This is a genomic window from Lacinutrix sp. MEBiC02595, from assembly GCF_053601555.1.
On sequence record NZ_JBSHNU010000222.1, the window covers coordinates 667,605 to 685,343 of the forward strand.

General features: G+C 31.8%; 15 protein-coding genes. 8 read left to right on the forward strand and 7 right to left on the reverse strand.

Features of this window, described 5'->3' with window-relative positions; all coding sequences use genetic code 11:
* Positions 1-196 precede the first annotated feature (196 nt).
* On the forward strand, positions 197-1,054 hold the full coding sequence (locus ACVCZW_RS12850; protein WP_452228181.1) for a YitT family protein: 858 nt from the start codon (positions 197-199) through the stop codon (positions 1,052-1,054).
* Positions 1,055-1,098: 44 nt separating this feature from the next.
* On the opposite strand, the gene ACVCZW_RS12855 is transcribed toward ACVCZW_RS12850, so the two are convergent.
* From ACVCZW_RS12855 to corA, 3 genes are all read right to left on the reverse strand, one after another.
* A complete protein-coding gene (locus ACVCZW_RS12855; protein ID WP_452232597.1) occupies positions 1,099-2,046 on the reverse strand; it encodes a tRNA dihydrouridine synthase in 948 nt (315 codons plus the stop codon).
* Between the two features lie 59 nt (positions 2,047-2,105).
* The gene (locus tag ACVCZW_RS12860) at positions 2,106-2,765 is read right to left on the reverse strand and encodes a hypothetical protein (RefSeq protein WP_452232598.1); all 660 of its coding nucleotides are present in this window, start codon (positions 2,763-2,765) and stop codon (positions 2,106-2,108) included.
* Between the two features lie 165 nt (positions 2,766-2,930).
* The gene (corA, locus tag ACVCZW_RS12865) at positions 2,931-4,031 is read right to left on the reverse strand and encodes a magnesium/cobalt transporter CorA (RefSeq protein WP_452228178.1); all 1,101 of its coding nucleotides are present in this window, start codon (positions 4,029-4,031) and stop codon (positions 2,931-2,933) included.
* Between the two features lie 174 nt (positions 4,032-4,205).
* Between corA and ACVCZW_RS12870 the strand changes: the two genes are divergently transcribed.
* Positions 4,206-4,409: a hypothetical protein gene (locus tag ACVCZW_RS12870; protein ID WP_452232599.1), complete on the forward strand. Its 204-nt coding sequence runs from the start codon at positions 4,206-4,208 to the stop codon at positions 4,407-4,409.
* A 108-nt stretch (positions 4,410-4,517) separates the two neighbouring features.
* Positions 4,518-5,258 (forward strand): hypothetical protein, encoded by a 741-nt coding sequence (locus ACVCZW_RS12875; protein WP_452232600.1) that lies wholly within the window; start codon positions 4,518-4,520, stop codon positions 5,256-5,258.
* Between the two features lie 162 nt (positions 5,259-5,420).
* On the opposite strand, the gene ACVCZW_RS12880 is transcribed toward ACVCZW_RS12875, so the two are convergent.
* A complete protein-coding gene (locus tag ACVCZW_RS12880) occupies positions 5,421-5,603 on the reverse strand; it encodes a hypothetical protein (protein ID WP_452228175.1) in 183 nt (60 codons plus the stop codon).
* A gap of 610 nt (positions 5,604-6,213) precedes the next feature.
* The gene (htpG, locus tag ACVCZW_RS12885) at positions 6,214-8,127 is read right to left on the reverse strand and encodes a molecular chaperone HtpG (protein WP_452232601.1); all 1,914 of its coding nucleotides are present in this window, start codon (positions 8,125-8,127) and stop codon (positions 6,214-6,216) included.
* Positions 8,128-8,377: 250 nt separating this feature from the next.
* Between htpG and ACVCZW_RS12890 the strand changes: the two genes are divergently transcribed.
* Positions 8,378-9,943 carry a GMC oxidoreductase gene (locus ACVCZW_RS12890; RefSeq protein WP_452232602.1) on the forward strand — a complete coding sequence of 522 codons (1,566 nt, stop codon included), beginning with the start codon at positions 8,378-8,380 and terminating at the stop codon, positions 9,941-9,943.
* Positions 9,944-10,144: 201 nt separating this feature from the next.
* Positions 10,145-11,155 (forward strand): 3-oxoacyl-ACP synthase III family protein, encoded by a 1,011-nt coding sequence (locus tag ACVCZW_RS12895; protein ID WP_452228172.1) that lies wholly within the window; start codon positions 10,145-10,147, stop codon positions 11,153-11,155.
* A gap of 380 nt (positions 11,156-11,535) precedes the next feature.
* On the opposite strand, the gene ACVCZW_RS12900 is transcribed toward ACVCZW_RS12895, so the two are convergent.
* Positions 11,536-13,908, reverse strand: a complete 2,373-nt coding sequence (locus ACVCZW_RS12900; protein WP_452232603.1) for a TonB-dependent receptor domain-containing protein — start codon at positions 13,906-13,908, stop codon at positions 11,536-11,538.
* 120 nt (positions 13,909-14,028) lie between these two features.
* On the opposite strand from ACVCZW_RS12900, the gene ACVCZW_RS12905 reads away from it, so the two are divergent.
* On the forward strand, positions 14,029-14,391 hold the full coding sequence (locus ACVCZW_RS12905) for a CoA-binding protein (RefSeq protein WP_452228170.1): 363 nt from the start codon (positions 14,029-14,031) through the stop codon (positions 14,389-14,391).
* Between the two features lie 7 nt (positions 14,392-14,398).
* Here the strand turns inward: ACVCZW_RS12905 and ACVCZW_RS12910 are convergent, their stop codons facing one another.
* A complete protein-coding gene (locus tag ACVCZW_RS12910; RefSeq protein WP_452232604.1) occupies positions 14,399-15,835 on the reverse strand; it encodes a sodium:solute symporter in 1,437 nt (478 codons plus the stop codon).
* An 82-nt stretch (positions 15,836-15,917) separates the two neighbouring features.
* Here ACVCZW_RS12910 and recR point away from each other — a divergent pair, with 82 nt between their 5' ends.
* Together recR and ACVCZW_RS12920 are read left to right on the forward strand one after the other, a co-directional pair.
* Positions 15,918-16,535, forward strand: a complete 618-nt coding sequence (recR, locus tag ACVCZW_RS12915) for a recombination mediator RecR (RefSeq protein WP_452228168.1) — start codon at positions 15,918-15,920, stop codon at positions 16,533-16,535.
* Positions 16,536-16,544: 9 nt separating this feature from the next.
* A complete protein-coding gene (locus tag ACVCZW_RS12920) occupies positions 16,545-17,642 on the forward strand; it encodes a glycosyltransferase family 2 protein (protein ID WP_452228167.1) in 1,098 nt (365 codons plus the stop codon).
* Positions 17,643-17,739: the final 97 nt, after the last annotated feature.

Below are 17,739 nucleotides of genomic sequence, written 5' to 3' on the forward strand. Positions count from 1 at the left end.
AACGCTTTTTTTTATACCTATAATAAAATGAATTTTTTAAACCTGATTTTAATTAATAGTGCCAAGAATACACGTATATATATGTGTAATAAGTTGTCTATTTTTCAATATCAGAGCTTTTAAAATTAATTAAACTTAAATTTTTAATCCCTTTGATATCATTTGAAATCAAAGGGATTTTTTTATACCTAATGTTATGATAAAAAGAATCACATTGTTGTTGAAAAGAGAGCAAGTACTTACAGAACTGAAAAGTTATACGCATGTTTTGCTAGGTTCGTTTGTATTGGCAATTGCCTACGTAATATTTATTATTCCGCATAATATAGTGCCAGGTGGAATTTTAGGATTAAGTATTGTTATTAATAAGCTTACAGGAATGTCTATTGGGTTGGTAGCCTTACTTATTAATATTCCTTTGTTGCTTTGGGGAACAAAAGTGCTTGGTAGAAAAACGGGTATAAAAACTGCTTTTTCTATGGTATCTGTATCTTTTTATATTGATGTTTTTTCAAAATTCTCTGGAAATAAAATCTTTGTAGAAGATGTTTTATTGTCTTCTATATTTGGAGGCGTTATTGTAGGCTTTTCTGTTTTTATGGTAATGAAAGCAGGAGCTACAACTGGAGGAAATGATATCTTGGTTCGAATTTTGGCTACCAAAATAAAGCTTCCATATAGCAAACTTATTTTAATGGTTGATGGTGTTGTTATTTTCTTAGGGATTTTAGTTTTTGAAGATTTTACCATGGCAGCATATAGTATTGCAGCAATTATAGCTATTAGCAAAACGATAGCTTATTATATAAAACAGTCTACAACACATATGACCGTTTTTGTGTTTTCGAAACAGAATTTACGTATTCAGGAAGCTTTTTTAAAACATAAAGATTATACCAAAACGATCTTTAAATTGATTCATCACGACTCACAAGGAAAACTGATTTTAATTACTAAAAACACCAAGCAATTGGAAGCTATTAAAAGGATTGTTTATAAAGTTGATGCTAAAGCAGATATTAGTATTTTAGAGTCTAATACAGAATCGATTTAAAAAAATGAGATAATAAAAAAACCACTTCTTTCTAGAGGTGGTTTTTATTTTTCTTTATTTAAAATTTCTTTTACTGCCTGTTTGTACTTTACAGGATTCCCCGCTTTTTTAATAGCTTTGTATGTTTTTTGCGGATTGGAAAACGATTGGGAAAAGTATTCCCAAAAGCCAAGCATTTTCATTTTTATTGGTGTTGGTCCAGATAAAGAAGCATCGTATTGTTGATAGATTTCATTATGAAACTCCTCAAATATTTCCCATCGGTTTTTAGGGTATTCTAGCGTATCGTTTTTTATCATACTCGGTAAAAAAGGATCCGCAATTAATCCGCGACCAATCATAAAATGATCAATACTAGGAAAGCGTTCTCGCATTTTTTTAAACTGATCTACACTCGTAATATCGCCATTGTAATACAGTTTGTGCTTTGCAACATCAATACATTTTTGAAAAGCCTCTAAATCGACGCCACCTTTGTATAATTGCTTTCCAATACGCGCATGAATAGCAACATTTTTAAGCGGATACTTATCTAGAATAGGGAAGGTGTGGAGTATTTCTTCACTGTTTTCATAACCCATTCGCATTTTCATAGAAACCAGAATATCGGTTTCATTATGCGCACGCTCTAAAATATGGTCTATTTTATTTGGATCGCAGATGAGTCCAGAACCCATACCGCGATTGGTAACCATTGGATACGGACAACCTAAATTCCAATTGAGTTCTTTATAGCCAAGATCTTGTACATATTTTGCGACGAATAAAAATTCTTCCGCATCATTGGTAATTACTTGCGGAATGACTTCTAGCGTTGTATTGTTTTCTGGAAGTAAATCGCGTTCATACGAAGACTTTATTTTTAGCTTTCCGTTTAAACGAATATAAGGTGCGTAAAAAGTATCCATACCTCCAAAATATTTGTTTTGTGCATTCCGAAAACGAAAATCGGTAAAACCCTGTAAAGGCGAAGATAATAAAGTGAAAGGCATAGTTTATGGTTGGCGCAAAGGTAATAGAATTGTTTTTTAGTTAAATACTTTAATAAAATTTATTTCACTTCAAAAGTTTTCTTGTTAATTTGCTTCTCACTTAATTCCACAGCAGAATAAGATAATTTGAACTGATCGGTCTCCATAGAATATTTTAAGTATGGTCTTTTAGTAAATTCATAAAATGTATTCAAAAAGAAATCGTTGTGTTTTGAAAATAATTCAGGATCAATTTCTGGGCTATCTAAACTAAAGCAATAATTTAAAGTTACATCTACGTTCTTTTTTTTCCAAATAGTTAGGTATTCATAACATGCACAATCTAAACCCATGATTTTCTCATTGTCAATTTTTCTTTTGCTTAAAAATTTTAATGAATTTGTCATTACATTTAATTCCTTTACTATTCGAGCTTCTTTATTGGTGATAATTACATTTCCCTTATTTGCGTTATAATATTGTGCGTCAATACCATTTTTGCCCGTATTTATATGTTGTCTTTTAAAATCCCCTGTTTTAGAATAATACATATATAAACTATCTCCATATCTATCATCAAGTCTCTGTTGTAGGTTTTTTGAAGCTTTTTGAGTAGTTGTAATTGTAATAGCGAATTTTATTTCTCCTTCAAAACTAGTGGAAGTTTCATTTTCAGAGTTTGTGTGAGACGACTTACAGCCTGTTAAAACTAAAAGGATTAATACTAGTAATCTATTCATATAATATAATGGTAATATAAAGTGTGAGAAATATAAACTTGTTTTAAATACGTTAGATAAAACGGAAACGAAATCTAACTGTTTTTTCTCACTAAGCCAATAAAAAAAACACCTCGAAAGACAGTTTTAAATATGCTTCGTGAAATATAAGATGAATCTATTTTATTAAAACCATTTTTTCTTTTTAAAAAATAACAGCATGCCTATTGCAACTAAGATCATTATAATCCACATTATGAAATAACTATATTTATAAGAAAGTTCTGGAACATATTCAAAGTTGGTTCCATAGATTCCAGCTATAAAAGTTAATGGAATAAATATTACTGAAAATACAGTAAGAAATTTCATTATATCATTAAGCTTACTGCTTATGGTGGTGTGATAAATATTAAGCTGGTCGGATAATATCTCACGATAATCGTCTGAAGCATCATTGGCTTGGCTAATGTTATCTTCCAGTTCTTTGAAATGAAGATAGGTGCTTTCTGTTATAAAATCAGAATCTGTTTTAGCTAATGAAAAAATCATTTCTTTGGCAGGCTTGATACTTTTACGTAAAAAGTTTAACTCTCGTTTATAGTTATTAATTTCGTTAATAATATTTTTATTCGGGTTCAGTAAAAGGTTTTCTTCTAAGGTTTCAATTTTTTCTCCTAATACACTTATAACGTATAAATAATTATCGACAACAATATCTAATAAGGCAAATGTTAAATAGTCGGTACCTCCATTACGAATCCTCTTTTTTTGCTTTCTAATTCTTTCTCGTACTGGCTCAAATACATCTCCTTTTTGTTCTTGAAAAGAAATTAAAACTGTTTTTGTGAGAATTAAACTTAGGTTTTCTACTATCGTTTTTCCTGTGGTTTCGTCTAGCCTTAACATCTTAACTGTTATTAAGGTGCAATTGTCATACTCAATAACTCTTGGTCTAGCGTCTGTATTTAAAACTTCTGCCATAACCAAGGTGTCTAGGTTAAATACAGAGGTTATTTCTTGCATTATTAACGTATTATGAAGACCATCGACGTTTATCCAAGTAACTGTGTTTTTATACTGGAACTCGCCAACTTCTTTGACTGTTTGTACATCATCTTCCGTTAAATTTTTTGCGTCAAAGTCAATAATCCTTAGTAATACTTGGTCCGTTTTTATTTGCCCTCTAAAAACTAAATCGTCAGGAGATAAACCAATTTCTAACTTATTCTTTTTTATAAATCTTGTCATATTCTTATGTCGTGAAATGGTTTTTTTTATTGCCATTGGGTGTATTGTTTAACAAAATATCTTTAAAACGCACGAATAGCTAAATGTTCTAAATCCGTTATAGTAACCTATACGGAAAGCGAAACGAATTTGCCTAATATTTATCAATAAGTCAATAAAAAAACCACCTCGAAAGGTGGTTTTTTTGTGAATTATAAAAAGATTATTTCGATGTTTGAAAGTCAAGGGTTTGAATCTGTTTTTTCACTAGATTCCCTTTTTAGCAAACGTTTCTTTAATGATGGTTTTTTTGGAAGTGATTTTGGGTCAGACTTTATGGATATCGATAAAATAAGACAGCAAATGATTACTAGACAAAAGAAATTTTTAGAGAAATACCAATCCAAATTAATCCAACCTGAAGACGAAAACTAAATAGTTTTCGTCTTTTTTTAATTTTTAATTTTTTAAGGATTAAACCTTTCTAAATTTTAATAGTCTTTATACCATACTATAAATTTTAAAATCTAACTTTTAACAAAAATGAAATATTTAATAATCGTACTCTTTGCACTTATAAGTTTTAATTCTTTAGCATCCAATAAAAAAAGTTTTCCAGCAGATACTACGCAAATAAGCAATGAAAAAGTTTTGTATAAAGTTTCACAAGACGGCAATTATGTGCACCTTAATGTAAGTACGACGGATAAAAAGACTGCAATGTCAATAATTAGAAATGGTCTTACCATTTATTATGACATTAAAGGAAAGAAAAAAAAGAATGTCTACGTTAAGTATCCAACTGGTAACGAACCAAAACAATTTGTACAAGGTTCACGAAATATGGATCCAAATGCTATAGATTTAAATAGCATGATTGAAAAATTACCTGCAGAGGCAGCGTATAGTTCTTTTAAAGTAAGTCAAAATTTTAATAAGGACTTAAATAGTTTAGACATTGCGATTAAAACGAAGTATACAAACTCGAATCAACTATTTGAATTTTCAGTTAAAATTCCAAAATATAGAATAGCTTCAAAAGAAAACACTGATTTTTCTAAATTATCCATAGGCGTTGTTGCTAATAAAAAAGAAGGATCTAATAGTAAAGATAGAGGTCAAAGTCAAGACCAAGGAATGCGAAGTGGTGGTGGAGGCCGTGGAAATGGCGGTGGCCGTGGCGGAAATGGAGGAGGTCGTGGCGGAATGAGAGGCCAAGATACGCAACGATCTGATGCAGGAGCAGAAAAAGTAGCTGTAGATTTTTGGTTTGATGCCAAATAAACACCTAGGTATTCTAAAGGTGTTATGATTCACGCACTTTTGTTAACTATACAGGTTCATAACCAAAGTAAACTTATTTTTTTTGATACCTATAAGTAATAAAAAAACCACCTCGAAAGGTGGTTTTTTTGTGAATTATAAAAAGATTATTTCGATGTTTGTTTACTCTTTTTTATCTTGTTGTTCTGTTTGAATCTGATTGTTTTTAACGTTTTTTTCTTCGTTATAAATGCCGTTCGACATGCCAATCATAAGTGCGGCAAGGATTAAAAATAATTTTCTTTTTATCCAATAGGCAATGTGCTTGAATTTCTCCAAGACGGTTTTATTTTTTTGTTTATACATTTTAGTAATGATAAAGGATTATACATTTTTTTATCATGGTACTAGCGTAGATCGTAAATGGGCTCTAGGCTAGGTATAAACATGAATCTATAGTGCTAGAAGTGGTTCTTTGGTTTAAAAAAACGGTTTCCGCTATTTTAGAATCTATCTTTTTATAAAGCGTTATTCGTAATTTTAAAAGAATTTGTATTTGTGTAGTATACGCATCTCGTAGATTACGATATGTAATTCTTGCAATTTCTGCTTTTTTAGAACGTATTTTTTTAGCATAAACATATACTTTTGAATGTTTACGATTTATTTTTTTTCGAGTCTTTACCGAAGAGACTTGATGATAGTTTTTAGAATTTAATGGAGAATATATAGAACACGAATTAACCGTCAGTCCGAAAACAAGAAGGAAAGTAAACAGATATTTTATATACTTCATCAACTTGTATTGCTCTAGTTTTTGTTGTTATACTTTTTAATGTAAAAACCACCTTGTAAACATGATGTTAGCAAGGTGGTTTTTTATTTTAGGTAATTTAAAGAGATTGCTTCGTTGTTAAAAAACGACTCGCAATCACATTTAATGTCCCTTTCCTTTGGGAAGGATTAGGGATGGGAATTACTTAATCATCTCGTAACTACGTTTAATAAAGTTAGTCAATTCTTCTCCTTTTAGTAAACCTTGAGAAAGTCTGGCTAAATCTAAACTTTGCGTAATTAAACGTTCTTGTTTCTTTTTGGTTTTGGTGCTTAAAATTTCACTTACCAAATCCGAATTTACATTTACAATCAGGTTATGCATTTCTGGCATGTTACCAAACATTTGCATTCCGCCACCACCAGTTTGCTGCATTTCTTTCATTCTGCGCATAAATTCTGGTTGTGTAATCATAAATGGTGAAGCCGCACTGTCCATAGCTTCTAATTGTACCATGAATTTATCAGAAGGAATTACTTCTTTCAATAATTCGTCTAAAGTTTTCTTTTCGTCTTCACTTAATTTAGAAATGGTAGTTTCGTCTTTCTTGATTAAATTATCAATATGATCCCCATCTACACGAGCAAAAGAAATGTTTTCTTTCGAGCTTTCTAATTTCTGAATTAAATGAGAAACGATAGGAGAATCTAACATTAATACTTCGTAACCTTTCGCTTTTGCAGCTTCAATATAACTGTGTTGCTCGTCTTTGTTTGAAGCGTAAAGAATAATTAATTTACCGTCCTTATCGGTTTGGTTCGCTTTTGTTTTGTTGAATAATTCATCATACGTATAGAATTTTCCATCTACCGTAGGATATAATGCAAATGCATCTGCTTTTTCAAAGAATTTATCTTCCGAAAGCATTCCGTATTCAATAACAATTTTAATATCATCCCATTTCGCTTCAAAATCTTTACGATTCGCATTAAATAAAGATTTTAATTTGTCTGCAACTTTTCTAGTAATGTAAGACGAAATCTTTTTTACTGCTCCATCTGCTTGTAAATAACTACGAGAAACGTTTAACGGAATATCTGGAGAATCAATTACACCACGTAACATGGTTAAAAATTCTGGAACAATTCCTTCCACATTATCGGTTACATACACTTGATTTTGATATAGTTGGATTTTGTCTTTTTGAACGTTTAAATCGTTCGTCATCTTTGGGAAATATAAAATTCCGGTAAGATTAAAAGGATAGTCCACATTTAAGTGAATATGAAATAATGGATCTTCAAATTGCGAAGGATATAATTCGCGATAAAATTCCGTGTACGCTGCATCATCTAAATCTGCTGGTTGTTTTGTCCAAGCTGGATTCGGATTATTGATAATATTATCTACTGTAATTTTTTTCTGAGGTTCTGTAGTTTCTTTTCCTTCCGCGTCTTTTGTAGTTGCAGGCGTATGCTCTGGATCATTAATTTCTTTCGTTCCAAATTTAATTGGAATAGGCATAAATTTATTATACTTATAAAGTAAAGTACTAATTCTAGCTTCTTCTAAAAATTCTGTAGAGTCTTCTGCAATATGCAATATGATTTCTGTTCCTCTATCTTGTTTATCCGATTCCGTTAAAGTAAATTCAGGAGAACCATCACAAGTCCAATGTGCAGCAGTTGTTCCTTCTTTATGCGATTTCGTGATAAGTTCTACTTTTTCTGCTACCATAAAGGCAGAGTAAAAACCTAATCCGAAGTGTCCAATAATTCCAGAATCTTTTGCGGCGTCTTTATAATTGTCTAAAAACTCTTCTGCTCCAGAAAAAGCAATTTGGTTAATGTATTTTTCAACCTCTTCTGCAGTCATTCCTAATCCTTGATCGATAATATGAAGTTTTTTTCCTTCCTTGTCAATCTTTACTTCAATTATCGGGTTTCCATATTCTGATTTAGATTCTCCAATACTTGTTAAATGCTTCAGTTTTAAAGTTGCATCTGTACCATTACTTATAAGCTCACGTAAAAATATTTCGTGATCACTATATAAAAATTTCTTTATTAATGGGAAAATGTTTTCAACCGAAACATTAATATTTCCTTTTGCCATTGTTATGTTTTTTGTTTTCCGTCACTTCGAGTGTTTGGAATTTAGCGAAAAGTGTATCGAGAAGTTCTCGGTACTTCGGTAAAAACCGCAAATAGATTTGACGAAATATTATTATTAATTTGCTTGAAATGATATAGTCAACAAAAATGCCAATACTATAAAAGTGACAAACTGACATCTTGAAATTCCATTTAAAAAAGTCTGAAATAAGGAATAATAGCTTTAGTTTTATAAAAAAACGAATCTCATTGTGGAATTAGAATACGATTACGTCATTATTGGAAGTGGTTTTGGAGGATCTGTATCTGCTTTGCGACTTTCTGAAAAAGGCTATAAAGTACTGGTTATAGAAAAAGGAAAATGGTTTGTAGGCAAAGACTTCCCAAAAACAAATTGGCATTTAAAAAAATGGCTTTGGGAGCCTCGAGCAAGTCTGTATGGTATTTTTAAAATGACTTTTTTAAATCACGTTACAGTACTTTCAGGTGTTGGAGTTGGAGGCGGTTCTTTAGTATATGCCAATACATTGCCTATACCTAAAACAGATTTTTTTAATACAGGAAGTTGGGCCAATTTAAGCAATTGGGAAAACGATTTAAAACCGTTTTATGATACTGCATATAAAATGTTAGGAGCGGCTACCAACCCGAAATTATACGAATCCGATTTGTTAATTAAAGACCTTGCCAAAGATATTGGTAAAGAAGCGCATTTTGAAGCTACAAAAGTAGCAGTGTATTTTGGAGAAGCCGGAAAAAAAGTTGCAGATCCGTACTTTAATGGTAAAGGTCCAGATAGAACTGGTTGTGTGTTTTGTGGTGCTTGCATGACCGGTTGTAGATATGATGCTAAAAATACTTTGGATAAAAATTACTTGCATTTAGCGCAACAATTAGGAACTAAAATTATAGCCGAAAAAGAAGTTTATAATGTTTCTGTTTTAGGAAATGAAGATGGTTCTGATGGTTATAAAATAGATTATAAGTCGAGTATGGGCAAAAAAAATAAAGCTAGTGTTACAGCCAAAGGCGTGATTTTTTCAGGAGGTGTTATGGGGACTGTTCCTTTATTATTAAAACTGAAAGTAGCATCTTTACCAAACTTGTCGGATGCTCTAGGGAAAAATATTCGAACCAATAATGAATCTTTGTTATTGGTGACTTCTACAGATAAAAACCCAAAAGATTTTTCTAAAGGAATTGCTATTGGTTCTATTTTACATACCGATGAAAATAGTCATTTAGAACCCGTTCGTTATGGCGAAGGTTCTAGTTTTACTAAAGCTCTCACCATACCAACCATTCATAATAAATTTGCACTTTTTCGATTTCTCGGAATTATAGGATTATTTTTTAAGCAACCTTCCCGTTTTTTTAAAACTATCTTTTCAAAAAACTATGCAAAACGAACCACCATTCTTTTGTTTATGCAAACCTTAGATAGTACACTACAAATTAAATTAGGCAAGTTTACCAAAATGAAAACCGTTACAGAGTCTGGAGCAAAACCAAGTGCTTTTATTCCAGAGGCTATGGGATTAGGGAAAAAGGTTGCACAAAAAGTAAACGGAATTCCGTACGCTAATTTTACAGACTCTTTATTAGGAACACCAACCACTGCACATATTTTGGGAGGGTCGGTTATGGCAGAAGATGCATCTAAAGGTGTGATTGATAAACACAATAACGTTTTTGGATATAAAAATATGTTGGTTTGTGATGGTTCGATGATTTCTGCAAATCCGGGTGTAAACCCATCTTTATCTATTACAGCAATTTCAGAACATGCAATGAGTAAAATAGAAGCTAAAGCATAATGCAATAGTTCAGGTTATCCATAACTTCTAAAATAACACGTCTATAATTAGTAGTCGTAGGTCTGCTCTTTCCATATGTTTTGTTAAATTCATATTAAAAATTAAATATCTTAAGAATACTACTTTTAATGATTAAATTGCGGCTCCTAATATTGTTATATTAACAATACCATTGGATTTAGATTTTAATTAATAGCACTTATGTATAATTCTAAAATAATAGGACTTGGTCACTACGTTCCTGATAATGTGGTGACAAACGATGATTTGTCTGTAATGATGGATACCAACGATGCTTGGATTCAAGAACGAACAGGAATAAAAGAGAGACGTTGGGTAAAAGACGGTTCTGGAGATACTACAGCAACAATGGGAGTGAAAGCTGCTAAAATTGCTATAGAACGCGCAGGAATTGATAAAGACGATATCGATTTTATTGTATTTGCAACCTTAAGTCCAGATATGTATTTTCCTGGTCCAGGAGTACAAGTGCAACATGCTTTAGATATTAAAACGGTTGGCGCTTTAGATGTAAGAAATCAATGCTCTGGATTTGTATATGCTATTGCAGTTGCAGATAATTTTATAAAAACAGGAATGTATAAAAACATCCTTGTAATAGGAAGTGAATTACATTCGCATGGTTTAGATAAAACAACAAGAGGAAGAGGCGTTTCGGTGATCTTTGGTGATGGCGCAGGAGCTGCAATTTTAACTAGAGAAGAAGATAATAGTAAAGGAATTTTATCTACACATTTACATAGTCAAGGAGAACATGCCGAAGAATTAGCACTAATAGCGCCAGGAATGGCAACACGTTGGGTGAATGATATTCTTGCGGATAATGACCCTAATGACGAAAGTTATTTTCCACATATGAACGGACAATTTGTATTTAAAAATGCAGTAGTTCGTTTTAGCGAAGTGATTATGGAAGGTTTAGAGAAAAACGGATTGGGTAAAGACGCGATCGATATGTTAATCCCGCATCAAGCTAATTTACGTATCGCACAATTTATTCAGAAAAAATTTAGCTTACGGGACGATCAGGTTTTTAATAATATTCAAAAATACGGAAACACAACCGCTGCATCTATACCAATTGCTTTAACGGAAGCTTGGGAAGAAGGTAAAATAAAAGAAGGAGATACGGTAGTACTTGCTGCTTTTGGTAGTGGTTTTACTTGGGGAAGTGTGATTATTAAATGGTAAAATTCTTGCAAAGCAAGAATCTTATTATAGAATCCAAAATAATAATAATTTAGGTTTCATTGGAAGCCATAAAAAAAATCCGAAAACTTAGCAATTTCGGATTTTTTCTTATTGTTAATTTAAATATAACAATAACTTCAATTAATATATTTTATTAAAAGACTAATTCAAACATAATATAATAGTTGGTAGTTGTTTGAGTTTAACGTAATGTTTTTTCTTTTATTGTGTTGGTAGTCAGGTTTTAACGAATTTTAACAGTTATTATAATAAAAAACAAAAACCCAAAGCAATGACACCTTGGGTTTTCTATATTTAATAACCAAACATTAACACTAACCATCAACTATTATGAAGGTTATTAAATTTCTTTTATTTTTTTATATAAATCCGCCACCAGATTTTTCGTTATTATCTCTTTGTTTTCTACTTAACGCTTTATATTTTCCGCCTCCAAATCGGTAGTTCAAGCCAACTTGCCAAGCATTACTTTCCCAATTAAATTCGCCATGCGTAGGATACGGACGTTCTTGATCAAATTCAAATTTCATCGTATTGAAAATGTCATTATAGCCAAAACTTAAAGTCGCTTTGTTATCTAAGAAAGTATAGCGTAAACCGGTATTTACCAGTACCATTGGTTTTGTTTTAAACTGTAAACCTTCGTCTTCGCCGCGATACATACCAAATAATGAAAAGCTTAATTTTTTAGTAAGTTTAAAGTTGTTGTTCATTCTAATATTGAAATTGGTATTATTTATATCCACATTCTCCAATTCTACAACACCTTTCACACTCTTGAAATAATATTCTGCACTTGCGTTAATATTCCACCATTTTGCTGGTCTGTAGTTGCTAGAAGCTTCAAAACCATAAGCTGCATTTTTGTCAAAATTATCATAGGTTAATAAAAGTCTATTGGCATCTTCTGGGTCTAAATATACCGCTCTGTTAATTTCGTCTTTTATATTTCTATAAAATGTTCCTGCGGTAATGCTTCCTTTTTCTAATTGTCTAGTATAATTAAACTCGATCGAATTGGTAAACTGTTGCTGTAATTCTGGATTACCAACCGAGGTTAATCTTGGTGTGCTCCATTCTCTAATCGGATTAATTTGGCCTAATCCTGGTCTGTCTACACGACGACTAAAGCTTACTTGGTAGCTGTTCTCATCGGAAGGTTTATAGGTGACAAAAGCCGAAGGATAAACACTTAATTGGTCATCTGTAAACTTTGCATTGTCTTGTGTGTCTTGTACAAAATTAGCTTCTACATCGTACTGCTCTACACGAGCACCAACTTGATACGACCATTTTTCATAGGTTTTTCCAAAAGTGGCATAAAAGGAATAGATCGTTCTTTCATATGCATAGTTCGAATCAAAGAAATTGGTATTGTTCGTGTTGTATTCATTTTCTGATTTGTTTAATCGGTATTCTGCGCCAATTTCTAGTTTTGTGTTTTCCGATAATGGATTCGTATAATCTATGTTTAAAAGCGTATTTGTTCTTTTGTCATCTACCAAGTCTTTATATTTTGGCGCATTAGAAAAGCTAAAGTCCGCTATTTCATCACCATTATAAGTACTGTAATCTCCTTCTAAAACGAGGTTATGTCCTTCTTTTTTAAAATCGTGTTTAAACGAACTGTTGTATGTGGAGGTTTTATTGTCGCCAGTATTAATGAATTTCTGACCAAAATTAGTTTCGTTATTATCTAAATAAAGTACCTGTGTAATACCTTGCGTTGTGCCATCATAAATATTTTGATTGGTATAGATAGAAAAGGTGTTTCTGTCATTTATATAGTAATCTACACCAACTTTATACAGGTGCGATTTTCCCTTATCACGTATCGCAAATAACTGTCTTGTGTTATCGTCAAATCGATCTATTTGTCCGTCGTTATTGTTTTTGCCATAGCTATTACCATAGTTGCCGTAAAAATTAAATTTTCCGTTTCGGTAATTTAGATTAATAGCACTATTAAAGTTGGCATTAATTTCTTTTCGTAAACCTAAATCGATACTTCCATTAAAACCTAATTTAGTGTTTTTATGAAGTATAATATTGATGATTCCGCTCATGCCTTCGGGATTGTATTTTGCGGAAGGATTTGTAATAAGCTCTACACTTTTTACGGAAGAAGAAGGAATTTGTTTTAATAATTGTGCGGCAGGAACATTAGTAGGTTTGCCATCTACTAACACTCTTACATTTTCATTACCACGTAAGCTAATGTTTCCGTTTTGGCTATCTACACTAACCGAAGGAAGATTATTCATAATCTCACTTGCCGTGGTTCCGGTAGTCGTTAAATCTTTACCAATAGTAATTACTTTTCTATCTACTTTTTGCTGAATGGTGGATACTTCGGCTATAATAGTAACTTCATCCAGTCCTGTGGTTTGCTCTTCTAATGCAATAGTACCAAGGTTTACTTTATTGTTGTTCGCTGTAGTGTTCGTTTCTTTAGTGATTGTCTTATAACCTATAAACTGGATGCTTACAAAGTTTTTTCCTAAAGGAATATCGGAAACTTTAAAATCGCCATTATCGTCTGTAATACTTCCAGTAATTATTTTTCCTGTGCTATCCTTAATAACAATGGTTACATAAGGTAAGGGTTCGTTTAATGTTGCGTCTATTACTTTTCCTGTAAGGGTTGCAGATTTTAGTAAAGATGGTGTTGCGGTTTGTCCTTGAATTGTAAGTGCTAACAATAACAAGAAAATAGTGATTAGCTTTTTCATTGGTGAATTGATTTTTGATTGATTGATGTTTGTTAATACTAGTATAGACGACTACTTTTACAACTTGTTACTGTTTTATACAGTAGTTAACAAAATTTAACATTTTGAAAATAAGAATATATGAATAAGAAAACATTGGTATTTGGCGCTTCATTAAAACCGAATCGATACTCGAATATGGCTTTGCAAAAATTGGTGAATTATGGACATGAAACCGTTGCTTTTGGTATGAAAGCAGGCGAAGAATCTGGAGTAATTATAGATACTGTTTTAAAGCCATATGAAGGATTAGATACCGTGACTTTATATTTAAATCCAACACGGCAAAAAGCGTATTACGATTATATCATTTCTTTAAAACCTAATCGTGTTATTTTTAATCCAGGAACCGAGAATCCGGAATTTTATGCAATTTTAAAAGAAAATAATATTGCTTTTGAAGAAGCTTGTACTTTGGTTTTACTTTCTACGAAACAGTATTAATTAAGGACTATTTTTTCTTAATAAGAAATAATCCTAGAAAGGTTAAAAATCCGTTTAAGATTAGGATAAAGAATCCAAATTCAAATCCAAACCACTTTAAACTATTCACACTTATTATATAGGATAGAATAGGAGAAAGGATGGCGATAATTGGCACCAGTTTATCTTTCACTTGCCATTTTGTAAATAAACCAAAAGCATATAAACCTAATAACGGACCATAAGTATATCCCGCAAAAACAAAAAGTTTTGCAATCACACTGGCATCTTTAATGATGTATTTAAAAGAAACAATTACAAGTATTAAAACAATAGAAATCAATATATGAATACGTTTTCTTATGTGTACTTGTTTCTCTGGACTGTGTTTCTTTTCGATATCTAAAATATCAATACTAAAAGAAGTGGTTAAAGAAGTTAAAGCAGAATCGGCACTACTATAAGCAGCAGCAATCAATCCTAAAAGGAAAAAAGCAAATACACCAACACCTAAATGGTTTTTGGCTAGAATAGGAAATAAGTCGTCTTTATGTGCATCAATACCGTTTTGTTGTGCATAAACCGTTAATAATAAACCAAGACTTAAAAAGATAAAGTTTACAATAGTTAATACAATAGTAAACCAAAACATGTTTTTCTGTGCGTCTTTTAATGTTTTACAAGTTAGATTTTTTTGCATCATATCTTGGTCTAAACCAGTCATTACAATAGCTATAAATGCTCCAGAAATAAATTGTTTCCAAAAGTAGTTTCCAGATTTAAAATCATCAAAAAAGAAAGTTTTACTTAAATCACTATCTAATACAAAACTTAAGACGTTGCTTCCGTTTAAATCCAATGCATCACTAACAAAATAAATAGCGACACCAACAGCGACTAACATGAATAAAGTCTGTAAAGTATCCGTCCAAACAATGGTTTTTATTCCAGATTTAAATGTATAGAGCCAAATTAATAGTACCGTAATAGTTACCGTTTGCCAGAATTCTATTCCGAGTGCATCGAACAAAATAATTTGTAAAACATTAGCAACTAAAAACAATCGGAAACTGGCACCAATAACTCTAGATATTATAAAAAAGGAAGCGCCCGTTTTATATGCATAATTACCAAAGCGTTCTTCCAAATAGGTGTAAATAGAAGTAAGGTTCAATTTGTAGTATAAAGGAAGTAAGACCGTACCAATTACGGCATAACCAACAATGTATCCCAAAACAACTTGCATATAGCTAAATTGTGAAGCTTCAATCCAACCAGGAACCGAAATAAAGGTTACGCCAGAAAGCGAAGCGCCAATCATTCCAAAAGCAACGACGTACCAAGGAGATTGTTTGTTCCCTTTAAAAAACGCATCATTCCCAGCCTTTTTTCCAGTAAAATAGGAGATTAAAATAAGCACTCCAAAATAGGCTGCTATGAGTAAAATAATTTGTGTAGCGGACATAAAATTTATTTAAAGTGAGCAAAATACAAATTACTTTAAAAGATACTCAAACAAGTTGATAATAAATATTAAATTCGCCATAATGGAATTTTCTTCAAAACTATTAGAAAGCGCAGTAAACGAAATGTCACAATTACCCGGAATTGGTAAACGTACGGCCTTACGTTTGGTTTTACATTTGTTAAGACAACCGGAAGAACAAACTTTAAAGCTGTCTAGAGCATTAGAAAATATGCGCTCTCAGATTAAGTTTTGTAAGTCTTGCCATAATATTAGTGATGTCGATTTGTGTGAAATATGCGCAAATCCGCACAGAAATCAAGAGTTAATTTGTGTGGTAGAAGATGTTAAAGACGTTATGGCAATAGAAAATACAAGTTCTTTTAGAGGTTTGTATCACGTGTTGGGAGGAAAGATTTCACCAATGGATGGTGTTGGACCTCATGATTTAAACGTGACCTCTTTAGTAGAAAAAGTAAAATTGGGTCATGTAAAAGAGCTTATTTTTGCTTTAAGTTCTACTATGGAAGGCGATACCACTAACTTTTATATTTTTAAACAAATTCAAGATTATGAAGTAATAACATCTACTATTGCTCGCGGAATTTCTGTAGGAGATGAGCTAGAATATGCAGATGAAATTACACTTGGAAGAAGTATTATTAATAGAATTCCGTTTGAAGCTTCTCTAAAATCATAAATTTTTCATTTGAAACTGTCTATAATCATATTAAATTATAATGTACGCTATTTTCTAGACCTATGTCTTCAAAGTGTACAAGCTGCAATTGTAAATCTAGATGCAGAAATTATTGTGGTAGATAATAACTCTCCAGATGATAGTTGTGCTATGGTAAAGCAAAACCATCCGCAGGTAAAACTAATTGAGAATAAAGAGAACTCCGGTTTTTCAACAGGAAATAATATTGGAGTAGCGCAAGCTAAAGGCGAATATATCTGTATCCTAAATCCAGATACCGTAGTTGCTGAAGATACGTTTACCAAACTTTTAAATTTTGCGGATAAGCAGGAAAAACTTGGCGCCATTGCATGTCGCTTAATCGATGGAAGCGGAAATTTTCTTCCAGAAAGTAAACGTAATGTTCCTGTTGTAAAAGTCGCTTGTCAAAAAATGATCGGGAATTCTAAACACTATTATTCCAATCATTTAAAAGAGAATGAAGTCGGTGAAATAGATATTCTCGTTGGTGCATTTATGTTTATGAAACGTAGTGTTTACAATGAAGTGAAAGGTTTTGATCAGGATTATTTTATGTATGGTGAAGATGTAGATTTGTCGTATAAAATATTAAAAGCAGGATATCAAAATTATTATTTTGGCGAAACTACAATTATACATTATAAAGGAGAAAGCACTCTAAAAGACGCCGAATATGCAAAACGTTTTTATGGTGCCATGCAGATTTTTTATGAAAAGCATTTTAAGAGCAATGTTTTTTTTGACGCAATAGTATGGTTAGGTATTCAGTTTGCAATACGGTTTCGAAAGGCTCCAGCAGTTGCTGTAAAGTCGGTAAATAATTATGCTGTTTTTTCTTATAAGAAGGATCCTGTTTTTCTGAAAAACTTCCCAGTGGATGCATATCAAATAACGGATGCGAAAGAGGTTAAGGAAAATGCGGAAGTGATTTTTGATGCAAATACCATGAGTTATAAAGAAATTATAGCGCATATAGTAGATCTGCAAAAAAATAATACGCATACTTTTAAAATTATTCCAAAAAGAGCTAATTTTATCATTGGAAGTAACGACTCGCAAAACCGAGGAGAAATCCTTCATTTTTAATAAAAATAAGCTTTGTTAATTTTTAATGAATATGGAAAGAAATCATTCCTTTTTTATTAATTTTGCAAAACAAAAATAAAAACTAAGGTTTACATTA